The sequence below is a fragment of the Glutamicibacter arilaitensis genome (assembly GCF_044793945.1).
Classification (GTDB): domain Bacteria; phylum Actinomycetota; class Actinomycetes; order Actinomycetales; family Micrococcaceae; genus Glutamicibacter; species Glutamicibacter arilaitensis_B.
This window is the reverse complement of record NZ_CP084994.1, coordinates 920744-932614: the sequence shown is the minus strand read 5'-3', so window position 1 is coordinate 932614 and position 11871 is coordinate 920744. Positions and strand designations below refer to the sequence as shown.

The following is an 11871-nucleotide window of genomic DNA, read 5'->3' as shown; positions in this document are numbered from 1 at the left end:
AGCCCCATGACGAACTACGATTCATTTACCGTCCGCAGTATTCAGCTGCCGTCCGACGCTAAGCTTTTGCATTCCTGGATCGCCACCGAGCATGCCCGTTATTGGGGGATGCCCGCTGCAAGTCTTGAGGAGATTGAAGTCGAATATCACGGATTGCTGGAGCTCCCCGGATATGAGGTGCTCCTTGGCGAGCTCTCCGGCGAACCACGCTTCCTGATCGAACTCTACGATCCGTCGACATCCACACTTGCGGGAAAGTATCCGTATGTTCGTGGAGACCGTGGACTGCATTTCCTAGCTCCCGCGCCCGGCGAGAAAGTGGAGACCGGATTCACTTTGCACGCCCTCGGTGCTGCTCTGCGGCATGCTTTCACTCAACCGGGAATTGAACGAGTGGTGGTGGAACCAGATGTGCGCAACAAGGCGATTCAAGCACTCAACTCACGGGTCGGTTTCCAGCCGCTGAAAGAAGTCACGCTTGATGATCCGCAGGGGCCCAAGCAAGCGTTGCTTTCGATTTGCACCCGCGAGGATTTTGAGCGCACCACCGGGATATCAACCGGCGCAAACCATTTAAGCCCTGCTCGCTGGGAACTAGCGAATAGGCACGTTCTAGCCAAGGCCCTAGGAGAATTCAGCCACGAGCGGCTGCTGGATCCGCTTCCACTGGGAGATGACCGCTATCGGGTTGAAAAGCAGGGACACCGCTATGAATTCACCGCCCGACGCTTCGCGCTGAATCACTGGCAAATCGCACAGTCGTCGATTGAGCATCTGATCCAAACTTCGGATCGGTGGCACGGTACGAACGTTGACGTATTGGATTTCGTCATTCTCTTCGCCACCGAACTAACGCTCAGCGAGGCTCAGCTGCCCACCTATCTAGAAGAGCTGAACAGCACGCTGGGCAGCCACTGCTACAAGCAGGCGCATGCGCTGCACGACAGCACACAATTGGCCGAAGCTAGCGGCACTCCAGCAGAATCCTTCCAACGCGTCGAATCGTCTATGACCGAGGGGCACCCGTGCTTCGTGGCGAATAATGGGCGCATCGGCGTGGGAAGTTCCGATTACCTGCGTTACGCTCCGGAAACAGGAGCCGCCATCAGGCTCGGCTGGGTTGCCGCGCATGCTTCGCAAGCTTCTTTCGACTCCATCGATGGGTTGGACTACCAATCCTTGCTCGAACATGAACTGGGCGGTGAAGCTAAAGCGAATTTGGATCGAAACCTCGCCCGGCGTTTGGCGGGTACCGGAGTCGATCCCGCCGAATACATTTATCTTCCGGTCCACCCCTGGCAGTGGGAAAATCGCTTGTCCACCACTTTTGCTAACGACATTGCTCGCGGTCAGTTGATCTGGCTGGGTTTGTCTGAAGATGAGTATCAGGCGCAGCAGTCGATTCGCACTTTCTTTAATGTCACCGCCCCGAGCAAGCACTATGTCAAGACTGCCATGTCGATTCTGAACATGGGCTTTATGCGTGGACTCAGCGCCGACTATATGAAGGTCACCCCTGCGATCAATCAGTGGCTTTATGAACTTTTCGCCTCAGATCCGGTGCTCGCCTCGCAACCGGTAGCGTTGCTGCGCGAGGTCGCGGCAGTTGGATATCGAAACCAGCAGTTCGAGTCGGCCACTGCGCTCAGTGCTCCACAGCGCAAGATGCTTGCCGCGCTCTGGCGCGAATCGCCAATCGACATGCTTGAGGATGGAGAAACCCTTGCCACGATGGCCAGCTTGCTCCATGTGGATGCCAATGGCAAGAGTTATGGCGCAGCATTGATCCGCCGTAGCGGACTTGAACCAAAGGTGTGGCTCAACCAGTATTTAGACGCTTATCTAGCGCCGTTGGTGCATTGCCTTGCCGCCTATGATCTGGTGTTCATGCCGCACGGCGAGAACATCATCTTGGTTCTGCGCGACGGGGCAGTGCAACGAGTGTTGCTCAAGGACCTTGGCGAAGAAATTGCTGTGCTCTCGGACCGCGTGGAACTCCCGGAAACTATCCGTCGAGTGCGCACCGGAGGGGACCCGGTACTTTCGATTTTCACCGATGTTTTTGATTCCTTCTTCCGATTCCTCAGCCCGCTATTGGATGCCGAAGGATTGCTCCCGGAGGCCGACTTCTGGCAGGCCGTCGCCGATAACCTGTTGAACTACCGAGAACAACATCCTGATTTTGCCGACCGCTTCGAGGCATTGGGGCTGTTTGCCGACAGCTTCCCGCTCTCCTGCCTGAACCGATTGCAACTGCGAAATAACCAGCAGATGCTAGACCTTTCGGATCAATCTGGCGGCCTGCTCTATGCCGGCGATCTGGACAATCCCTTGGTCCAGGTGGTTTCTCCGGTTTAGTAACATTTCCTCGTAGCTCGCGTCGCTTGTTTGGCTCCAAACGACGCGAGCTACTACTTTAACTTTCGAGTCAAAATCCTGAACAGTGTTCAATGATTCGAAAATCCACTGTACAGTGAATTCAAACAATATTGAACACTGTTCAACGGGAGATACTTTGATGACGACACTGACCGGCCCGAAGCGCGTTGCGCTTGATCCTTTTGCCCTCGCCGCGCGGATTAGCGAAGGGCATCGCCTGACCCAAGCCGAGTCCCGCACAATCTTGGCGACAACTGATGAGCAGACGCTGGCTCTCATCTCGGCAGCCGGTCTCCTCCGCCGAAAGCACTTCTCCAACACCGTGAAGGTGAACTATTTGGTGAACCTTAAGTCAGGCTTGTGCCCGGAAGACTGCACCTACTGTTCGCAACGCCTTGGCTCCAAGGCTGAAATTTTGAAATACACCTGGCTCAAACCAGAAGAAGCCGTCCGTCAGGCTGGGCTTGGCATTGCAGCAGGTGCTTCGCGGGTCTGCTTGGTAGCTTCGGGCAAGGGCCCCACCGACCGTGATGTCAATCGGGTGACCACCATGATTGACCAACTCAAAGAAGAGCATCCTCAGGTGGAGGTTTGCGCTTGTCTAGGCATTCTCAAAAGTGGACAGGCCGAACAGCTTAAGACAGCCGGGGCCGATGCATATAACCACAATCTCAACACTGCAGAATCTCTCTACCCGGACATTTGCAGCACGCACAGCTACCAAGAGCGCGTAGCTACCGTAGAACGGGCAAAGGGAGCAGGGCTCTCCCCCTGCTCTGGTCTCATTGTCGGCCTGGGTGAAACCCCCGATCAGCTCATCGAAGCGATCTTCGCTCTGCGCGCATTGGACTCAGACTCGATACCGGTCAATTTTCTGATGCCCTTTGATGGCACTCCCTTGGAAGGAACATGGAACCTCACACCTCTGGCCTGCCTGCGCATTCTTGCACTGGTCCGCATGGCCTGCCCAGACAAGGAACTCCGTATCGCCGGCGGCCGAGAAATGCATCTGCGCTCACTGCAGTCCACCGCGCTGGAAGTGGCTAATTCAATCTTCCTTGGAGACTATTTGACCTCCGAAGGGCAGGATTCCCACGCGGATTTGCAGATGATTGCCGATGCTGGATTTATCGTCTTGGGACAAGAGAATCAAGATCCAGAAGCGCTAGCAAAGGAACTACGGGAGACGGCTATACGAGCGGACCATGAGCTACCACCTGCACAGAACTCATGCGGCGGTGGATGTTGTGCAGTCTCGGAAAGTGCATTACCTCCATGCGGTGCTGGAGGTGGGAACAACCTGCCAACGCTACGCCGCCGCGGCGCTGGCACCACCGAACACCCGAATGCCTGACCTCTGCCCGCAAGTTTGGATCATGGTTGCAAATAGCGAGGAATATCGGCTCCGCGAAGTGCGTTGGGATGAAGTATGAAGAACATCGGATTTTTGTCCTTTGGACATTGGACTGATCACCCACAGTCAGGAACCCGCAGCGCCTCGGACGCACTGCTGCAGGCAATCGATCTAGCGGTTGCGGCCGAGGAGCTCGGAGCTGACGGTGCATACTTCCGCGTGCACCACTTCGCCCAGCAGTACGCCTCCCCGTTCCCGCTGCTCGCCGCAATCGGAGCACGCACCAGCCGCATCGAAATCGGCACGGGCGTCATCGACATGCGTTACGAAAACCCGTTGTACATGGCCGAGGACGCCGGATCCGCCGACCTGATCTCCAACCGCCGTCTACAGTTGGGCATCAGCCGCGGATCACCAGAACAGGTCATTGATGGGTGGCGCCATTTCGGTTTCGAACCGCGTGAGGGCGAATCCGACGCCGAGATGGGACGTCGGCATACCGAGCGTCTGCTCGAAGTGCTTTCCGGAGAAGGATTTGCACAGCCCAGCCCCAAGCCGATGTTCCCTAATCCCCCGGGGCTATTGCGTATAGAACCTCATTCGGAGGGATTGCGTGAGCGTATCTGGTGGGGATCTGGATCGAATTCCACTGCCGTGTGGGCAGCGAAGCTTGGCATGAACCTGCAAAGCTCCACATTGAAAGATGATGAATCTGGCAAACCATTCCATGTGCAGCAGGCAGAGCAGATCGAGCTCTACCGCCAAGCATGGAAAGACGCAGGCCATGAGCGTGAGCCACGTGTCTCCGTGAGCCGAAGCATCTTTGCCCTGACCGATGAGCGCGACTGGCAGTACTTCGGACGCGACCGCTACAGCTCCGATCAGGTGGGCAACATCGATGCCAAGACTCGCGCGGTCTTCGGCAAGTCCTACGCTGGAGAACCCGATGAACTGGCCAAGAAGCTGGCCGAAGACGAAGCGATCGCCGCGGCAGATACCTTGCTGCTAACCGTCCCTAATCAGCTGGGCGTCGACTACAACGCACACGTCATCGAATCGGTCCTCAAACACGTAGCTCCACTGCTGGGTTGGCGCTAGGCCGAACGCCGAAGGGAAAGTAATCTTCGGCGCCAACTGACGCGCTCTTGGCTCGGGGCCAACGAGAAGCGAAGCGGACTGTGCGGTTTCGCTGCACCATCCCCAGAACTTGGCGTTCGGTGATTCCGCACGGAGTTTCCTAGGCAAGACGCTGCGCAAGCACCTCTACCCCATCGCCGCGAAGTGACTCCATGTAAGCAGGTCGCCCCGCCATGATCATGACAAGATCGAGCTGTTTACCGCTGACGAGCGGCCCGCTACCCACTGAGAAGGAAGAATCTTCGGCCTCCAACCTGAGACCAGTGACGAGGCGCTTGCTATTCACCGCGAAATCACGTTCGGAGAAGAAGCGGGCGACCTCGTGCACCGCAGCTGGCTCGGGAACTAGTTCGAGGCCCAGCGGTCGGGAAATGTCCTGGCCGTGGACGATGACTTCCCCAAGCATCGCCGCGTAGTCCTTGGTTGGTGCCACCGTCTTTTCGGCGGAGGCACGCAAGCTGGCGAGCGTCAGTGCCGGTGTCTCTCCTAGGTATCTGCGCAACCGACGCTCGTTGTGCAGAGCAGGGTTGAAGCCGGCCAGCACGATGCTGCGCAGCCAGGAAAACCTACCGGTATTTGCGGCGGCAGTTAGGTGAGCGACAACCTGAGACACCGACCATTCACTGCACAATGTGGGAGTTTGCCAAGCATCATCATCCAGTCGCGACAACATTTCGAGAAGGCGGTGCCGTTCAGCATGGATTGCGTTCCAAAAGTCATACTCTTGCATCAGAATTCCGTTCAGTTTCATCTCGTCGCAGGCAGCAGATCTCGTCGGTTGGCACTCCACGATGAGTCGCGATGAATAAGCTCCCAAGACTCGTTCAGCCTAGTGCAGGCGACTACGGGAAACTAGCCTGAATGACCCCGAGCCAGTTGGGTACCGGACCCAACGAACTACTTCATCGAATCAGTACTCGCATAAGATGCGCCGCTACAGGGCTGGCCGCCGGCAGGCCTAGAGCCGCTGACCAATACAGATAGACAGATAGCAATAGTTACGGGATTTCTCGCTGCCATTGAAGCGTGTGAGACGTAGGCCACTAGGCTGGAGCAAGAGAGTTTGATTTTTCGGATTGCCCCCAACCATTTGCTAGTTCGAATGGTTCTTATCAAAATTTAGTTAACACAGAAAACTGACACAGGGAGAATTACATGAGTAAGCCGCTAAGTATCGCATTCATCAAGGCCAGCTGGCACGCCGATATCGTCGACCAGGCCTTGGCCGGATTCAAAGCAGATATGGATGCTTCTGGAGTCAAATGCACCATCGATGTGGTCACCGTACCTGGCGCCTACGAAATGCCGTTGCAGGCCAAACGCCTGGCGCAGACGGAGAAGTATGATGCGGTGGTGGCTGCCGCGCTAGTAGTCGATGGTGGAATTTACCGCCATGATTTTGTCGCTCAAGCCGTGGTCGATGGGTTGATGCGAGTACAGCTTGACACTAATGTACCCACCTTTTCGGTGAGCCTGACCCCGCACCATTTCCATTCCAGCGAAGAGCACGAAAAGTTCTACTTCGAGCATTTCATCCAGAAGGGTGCCGAAGCCGCACGCGCCGTGCGTACGATCGCAGCCCTCGGCGAATAATCTCGCCTCCAAAAATGCAAAGCGCGATGGTCAGTCCGAGAACACTTCGGACCGACTCTCGCGCTTTTTGCTTTCATACGACACCGCTGGCTCCCGCATAGGGGAAACAGCGGAGATTAACCGGATACTAGTTGTGCATCTCGTTACGCATCATCGAGCGTCGCATCGGGAACGATACCTAGTCTTCTGCCGCTTTTCCACAGCACGATATCCAACACTCGCAAGAGCGAAAGGTGTGGTTGCCCCGCGGCCTCTCGAATGCTCTTCAGCTTCTCAACGAGTTCTCCGCCCTGTACTGGATCCTCATGGAACGCACTCCACCATCGAGTCCATTGGGTACCGGAGCCGGGAATTTTTACCCGCTCAGCGATCACGGAATCGAATATAGGAATCAAGTGAGGTCGCTTGCGTGCCAGAATCTTACTTGCGGTGGTCTGTCCAACTCCCCAGCGATCCCCATGTTGACGCAATATATTCCACAGCTTGTCTGCGGGAGAATCTTCGGCCAGGAATTTTTGGAATTCTCCTTCAGTCAACTCCTCGAATCGAAGGTCTATGGGAATCCGGGTCAACTGTTTTCCGAGCTGCTCCGAATAAGACCCCAAGATTCCTAGAGCAGCTTGTCCGGGGACATAGACCGAGAGCATCGAGACCGCTATCAAGTCCTCGGCCGTGATCCTATTGGGTTCGTTTTGATCTCCTCCTCCAGCGATGGTTTCGAACCGCGAACCTGTATATAGAGGTCGTCCATTCGCCTTGATTTCGAAGTAGTTCTTGAGATCGAGGACTGCATCCTCATGCTTGATCGATTGCATTGCGAGAAGCGGCATGTATCCCCCTATAAATATGCCCGAAGGCCCGAAGAACTCAACCTATCAGCCACCTCCGACAACAGGCCACGGCGCCAAATTCCTCGCACCGGCTCGCTACCGACGACTGCTCGCCATTTTGTCCCCAAGCACGCTTAGTATCGAGGCATGATCGATTTTAATAATTCCTCGGTGTTCAAACTCGGCCCATGGAATATCGCCGAGGTAGCCCCAGAAGTCACCCCTATGCTCGTCGCAGGAGAAGAGCTGCTCGCCGCGTTCAAAGGTGCACGCGACTATGTCGTTTTCACCAACAAGCGCCTCATTGCGGTCAATGTCCAGGGCCTGACGGGCAAGAAACGCGACTACACCTCACTGCCCTACTCACGCATCCAGGCTTTCTCCGTCGAAACTGCCGGAACCTTTGATCTCGACGCGGAATTAGAACTGTGGTTTAGCGGCCTGGGCAAGGTGAGCTTGGATTTCAAAGGCAAGGTGGACATCCGTTCCCTTTCTCAAATTATCGGCAGCTACGTCCTGTAGAAGCACATTGGCGTTCGGGGACTACTTGACAGTAAACCCACAGTCCGTGTGTTCTTGGATGGGGTAAACAGACGTTCACCCCCATCCAAGTCATCACTTATCCAAAGGCCACCGTCGTGCCGATACGTTCCGTCCCCGCGTGGGCTACCACCGCCATCCTTGCCTTGTGCGGAATGGTGGTCGCGCTCCAGCAGACACTCGTCATCCCCCTCTTGCCCGATTTTCCGGTGATCCTCGACGTCTCGGCCGAAGATTCGTCCTGGCTGGTTACCGCCACGCTACTCAGCGCTGCAATTTTTACCCCAGTCATTTCCCGCATGGCCGATATGTACGGCAAGCGCAAAATGCTGCTGCTAGCTTTGGCCGTGATGACCCTCGGCTCGCTAGTTGCAGCGATCGGCGGAACATTTGGCGCTCTGATCGCAGGACGGGCCATGCAGGGCTTCGCCTCCTCGCTGATCCCCGTGGGAATCTCGGTGCTGCGCGACGAATTGCCCAAGGAAAAAGTAGCCTCGGCCGTCGCACTGATGAGCGCAACCCTAGGCATCGGTTCCGCTCTAGGCATGCCGATGTCAGGACTGCTTTATAACGCCTTCGGCTGGGAGTCGCTGTTCTGGGTCTCCGCCGGTCTGGGCCTGGTATTCCTCGTTGGCGTCTTGCTGCTGGTCAAGGAATCAACGATCACCACTCCCGGCCGCTTTGATATTTCTGGCGCACTGGTCCTCTCAGTGATTCTGACCGCCGCCCTATTGGCCGTCACCAAAGGTGCCAGCTGGGGCTGGAACAGCCCGCTCACACTTGGCCTGTTCGCTCTGGCCCTTGCGCTGCTTGCCGGTTGGATCCCGCTTCAGCTGCGCGTCAACCAGCCGATGGTGGACCTGCGTACCGCGGTGAAACGGCCGGTACTCCTGACCAATGTCGCCTCATTTTTCCTCTGCGTGGCAATGTTCGTCAACATGCTTGTCACCACCCAACAGCTGCAAATCCCCACACAGACCGGATATGGTTTCGGCTTATCGGTCCTGGTTGCGGGGCTCGCCATGGTGCCTTCGGGATTGGCCATGGTCTTCTTGTCCCCAGTTGCCGGCGCTATGCTCAATCGCTGGGGAGGCAAACCCACGATGGTCTTCGGTGCGGCGATCATGGCCCTCACCTACGTGGCGCGTGTCTTCCTGGATGATGCGGTGTGGCAGGTCATTGTCGGGGCAACATTAGTCAACGTCGGCGTCGCCTTCTCCTACGCCGCCATGCCGACGCTGATCATGAGCGCGGTGCCCATTACCGAAACAGCATCGGCCAACGGGGTTAACGCGCTGATCCGTTCGCTGGGTACCAGCGCGGCAAGCGCCCTGACCGGGTTGATCCTTGCCAACCTTGTTGTCGAGCACAACGGCGTCGGGTTGCCCTCCATCGATGCCTTGCATTTATCCTTCTGGCTCGCGGCGCTGGCCGCGGCCATTGGCATCGGCATCGCCCTGTTCATTCCCAGCGGTGGGCGCACGCCGAAGGCCGAGAATAACGTCGAGGAGACAATGGTGCACGGCCGCGTCATCATGTCCACCACCAGCGGCATCCAACGCCCAGCCATCGTGACCTTCGTCCGGGAGGACGGCGTCCCTGGAGACTGGGCTCGCACCGACAATGAGGGCCTTTTCACCGCGGCGCTCCCGGGGCCAGGACGCTATCTCGTGGTGGCCAATGCCGCGGGCCGGGTTCCAAAATCCCAGTTGGTCCTCTTTTCGGGCGGAACCACGGAGCACAATGTGGAACTGCGCGATACGCTGTCGCTCAGCGGTGTGGTGGCCACGGGGGAAGTGGCAGTGACCGGCGCCCTGGTCAGCCTAAGTGCCGGTGCCGGGGACTTCGTCGCCGCGACCCACACCGACGAGCGAGGGGGCTACACCTTGGACTTGCCTCCGGTGGGCACCTACGTATTGACCGCCGCGTCACCGCACTCTGGCACCGCGGCTTCGGTCAAGCTCATTCTGCGCGCCCGGACCGAGCGAGTAGATATCGAGTTGCCAGCTTGAGCGCCATCGATGGCCGAGGCCGCATCCGGCAAGCCGCCGCGGCCTTGTTCGGGGAACGCGGATTTCATGATGTCACCGTGCGCGAAATCGCCGAGGCCGCTCAGGTCTCCCCCGCCCTAGTCATCAAGCTCTTTGGCTCCAAGGCCGAGCTGTACACCGTAGCCAGCACCATCACTGTTCCCCTGGCAGAACTGGATTTACCCCGCGAGCGAATTGGGCGGGCGCTGGTGCAGCAGATCCTCAACCGGCGGGATGCCGCAGTGGTAGATCCTTGGGAGACCCTGGTTCCGAGGATCAGGCAGTCGCCCACTCCCGAGCTAACCCAACGGGAGCTGCGCCAAACCTATCTGACCGGGGTGGCAAAGACCATTGGCGATACCACCACCGACCGCCGCCACGCCTCGGCCGTAGCTTGCCAGCTGCTGGGGTTGGCCGAGGGCATTCGAGTTCTGGGATACTTCGCGGCAGAAGATTTTGATGCAGATGAAGTCGTTGAGCAGTATGCGACGGCGGTTCAACTGCACATTGACCTGGCTGGTGCCCCGAGCTCGGAATAGCTGTCCAGCACTATTCGGCGGTCCCTAATCGCTCCTCCCCCTCGAAGAGCAGCTGCCAGGCTGCATACCCCTGGCCCGGCAACGGAACATCTGTGGCCGGCTTCGAAGCGGTGGCCCGTCAAACATTTGGAATTAGCTGATTTCCAGAACCAGGCCGGGAAGGGCGAGCGCGCAAGCGTCCCATGCCGCTCGCCCTCATAAAAATTCGCCGGAGCTCGCTTACCAGGCCTCGTGCGGGCTTAGCTTGCTGGCAGCCATCGAAGCGCCGAGGATGATGGTGCGCATGAAGCGTTCTGCAGCTTCGATGAGCAGCCGTTCCCCGTCATCCACCGCTTCCTGCAGGGTCATCGGGATCGGCACAATCGAGGCAATCGCGTCGATGCCGATATCGTGGACGTCGCGGCAGCCGCGCCCCAGCGTTCCGGCGAGCGCCACCACCGGCACTCCTTGCAGGGACGCACGGCGTGCGACCTCCGCCGGGACCTTGCCCTTGGGCGTCTGGAAATCGATAGCACCCTCGGCGGTGATCACCAGATCCGCTCCGCGCAGCATCGAGTCGAGGTCGATCCCGGCCAGTCCGGAGTCGAGGATCGCTTCGAACCTCGGCAGCAGCACCGCACCCACCGCAGCGAGTCCGGCGCCCAACCCGCCCGAGGCGCCGGTGCCCGGAGCGGTGGCGAAGTCGGTGTCACGCGCCGAGGCAAGCGCATCACGGCGCAGCACCGCGGCCCAGCGCTCAAAACCAGTGGACATCGCTTCGACTTGCTGGGCAGTCGCGCCCTTTTGCGGGCCGAAGACTCGGGCTACCCCGCGCGGTCCGGTCAGTACATTGTGCTGATTCAGGGCAAGCGTGATTTGCACGGTACCGGCGGCCAGCGCCGGGTGCAGACCGGACAAATCAAGCCGGTCGATCCGTCCGAGGTGGTTTCCTCCGGCGGTGATCTCCCGCCCCTTGCCGTCGAGAATCCGGGCTCCGAGCGCCTGCAGCGCCCCCATACCGCCATCGGAGGTTCCGGAATCGCCGCATCCGACAAGCACCTTCGTCGCACCGGCGTCGATCGCCGCGCCAATCAGTTCGCCTACTCCGTAGCTGGTGGTGGTTCCCGGATCGCGCTGGTCCCGGGGAACGAGGCGCAATCCGGCTGCTGCGGCCATTTCCACGACGGCGGTGCCGGTGGCCTCGCCACCGAGCATCGCGTAATGGGAGCCGACCTTCTGCCCTACCGGTCCGGTGACGACCGCTGGTACAAGATGGCCACCGGTGGCATGGGCAAGTGTTTCTGCGGTTCCTTCGCCGCCATCGGCGATCGGGACGGTCTTGACCACGGCCCCGGGCAGGGCGCGGCGCACGCCAGCGCCAATTGCGGCGGCGACGGCCGAGGCGTCAAGGGATTCCTTGAATCCAGAGGGAGCGACCAGGATGCGTTGTGGCAATGCATTAACCATGATGATGTGTCCTTTTGATGAGG

Annotated in this window: 10 protein-coding genes; 7 read left to right on the top strand and 3 right to left on the bottom strand. The window is 58.5% G+C overall.

The genetic code is table 11. The features are described from left to right. Nucleotides 1-6 precede the first annotated feature (6 nt). From LG294_RS04360 to LG294_RS04350, 3 genes are all read left to right on the top strand, one after another. Nucleotides 7-2358 (top strand): GNAT family N-acetyltransferase, encoded by a 2352-nt coding sequence (locus LG294_RS04360; protein ID WP_404289866.1) that lies wholly within the window; start codon nucleotides 7-9, stop codon nucleotides 2356-2358. 160 nt (nucleotides 2359-2518) lie between these two features. Then, nucleotides 2519-3733, top strand: coding sequence for a biotin synthase BioB (gene bioB, locus LG294_RS04355; protein WP_404289864.1), 1215 nt, complete (start codon nucleotides 2519-2521; stop codon nucleotides 3731-3733). 75 nt (nucleotides 3734-3808) lie between these two features. Then, nucleotides 3809-4831 carry an LLM class flavin-dependent oxidoreductase gene (locus LG294_RS04350; RefSeq protein ID WP_404289862.1) on the top strand — a complete coding sequence of 341 codons (1023 nt, stop codon included), beginning with the start codon at nucleotides 3809-3811 and terminating at the stop codon, nucleotides 4829-4831. A 139-nt stretch (nucleotides 4832-4970) separates the two neighbouring features. Here the strand turns inward: LG294_RS04350 and LG294_RS04345 are convergent, their stop codons facing one another. Beyond that, nucleotides 4971-5543 carry a maleylpyruvate isomerase family mycothiol-dependent enzyme gene (locus LG294_RS04345; RefSeq protein ID WP_404289860.1) on the bottom strand — a complete coding sequence of 191 codons (573 nt, stop codon included), beginning with the start codon at nucleotides 5541-5543 and terminating at the stop codon, nucleotides 4971-4973. A 482-nt stretch (nucleotides 5544-6025) separates the two neighbouring features. On the opposite strand from LG294_RS04345, the gene LG294_RS04340 reads away from it, so the two are divergent. After that, entirely contained in the window at nucleotides 6026-6463 is a 438-nt protein-coding gene (locus LG294_RS04340; protein WP_404289858.1) for a 6,7-dimethyl-8-ribityllumazine synthase, read from the top strand. Between the two features lie 143 nt (nucleotides 6464-6606). On the opposite strand, the gene LG294_RS04335 is transcribed toward LG294_RS04340, so the two are convergent. Then, a complete protein-coding gene (locus tag LG294_RS04335) occupies nucleotides 6607-7293 on the bottom strand; it encodes a DUF6308 family protein (protein ID WP_404289856.1) in 687 nt (228 codons plus the stop codon). A 147-nt stretch (nucleotides 7294-7440) separates the two neighbouring features. Between LG294_RS04335 and LG294_RS04330 the strand changes: the two genes are divergently transcribed. The 3 genes from LG294_RS04330 (at nucleotide 7441) to LG294_RS04320 (ending at nucleotide 10402) form a co-directional block, all read left to right on the top strand. Further along, nucleotides 7441-7815, top strand: coding sequence for a PH domain-containing protein (locus LG294_RS04330; protein WP_404289854.1), 375 nt, complete (start codon nucleotides 7441-7443; stop codon nucleotides 7813-7815). Nucleotides 7816-7931: 116 nt separating this feature from the next. After that, complete coding sequence (locus LG294_RS04325; protein ID WP_404289852.1) at nucleotides 7932-9845, top strand: MFS transporter; 1914 nt, start codon at nucleotides 7932-7934, stop codon at nucleotides 9843-9845. Next, entirely contained in the window at nucleotides 9842-10402 is a 561-nt protein-coding gene (locus LG294_RS04320) for a TetR family transcriptional regulator (protein ID WP_404289850.1), read from the top strand. The genes LG294_RS04325 and LG294_RS04320 overlap by 4 nt, the downstream gene beginning before the upstream one ends. Before the next feature lie 219 nt (nucleotides 10403-10621). Here the strand turns inward: LG294_RS04320 and LG294_RS04315 are convergent, their stop codons facing one another. Further along, nucleotides 10622-11848, bottom strand: a complete 1227-nt coding sequence (locus LG294_RS04315; RefSeq protein WP_404289848.1) for a glycerate kinase — start codon at nucleotides 11846-11848, stop codon at nucleotides 10622-10624. Nucleotides 11849-11871 lie beyond the last annotated feature (23 nt).

Excerpts from the sequence above, each read along its gene's own strand:
- LG294_RS04360 (WP_404289866.1), top strand. The coding sequence starts at position 7 with ATGACGAACTACGATTCATTTACCGTCCGCAGTATTCAGCTGCCGTCC.
- bioB (WP_404289864.1), top strand. The coding sequence starts at position 2,519 with ATGACGACACTGACCGGCCCGAAGCGCGTTGCGCTTGATCCTTTTGCC.
- LG294_RS04350 (WP_404289862.1), top strand. The coding sequence starts at position 3,809 with ATGAAGAACATCGGATTTTTGTCCTTTGGACATTGGACTGATCACCCA.
- LG294_RS04345 (WP_404289860.1), bottom strand. The coding sequence starts at position 5,543 with ATGTTGTCGCGACTGGATGATGATGCTTGGCAAACTCCCACATTGTGC.
- LG294_RS04340 (WP_404289858.1), top strand. The coding sequence starts at position 6,026 with ATGAGTAAGCCGCTAAGTATCGCATTCATCAAGGCCAGCTGGCACGCC.
- LG294_RS04335 (WP_404289856.1), bottom strand. The coding sequence starts at position 7,293 with ATGCCGCTTCTCGCAATGCAATCGATCAAGCATGAGGATGCAGTCCTC.
- LG294_RS04330 (WP_404289854.1), top strand. The coding sequence starts at position 7,441 with ATGATCGATTTTAATAATTCCTCGGTGTTCAAACTCGGCCCATGGAAT.
- LG294_RS04315 (WP_404289848.1), bottom strand. The coding sequence starts at position 11,848 with ATGGTTAATGCATTGCCACAACGCATCCTGGTCGCTCCCTCTGGATTC.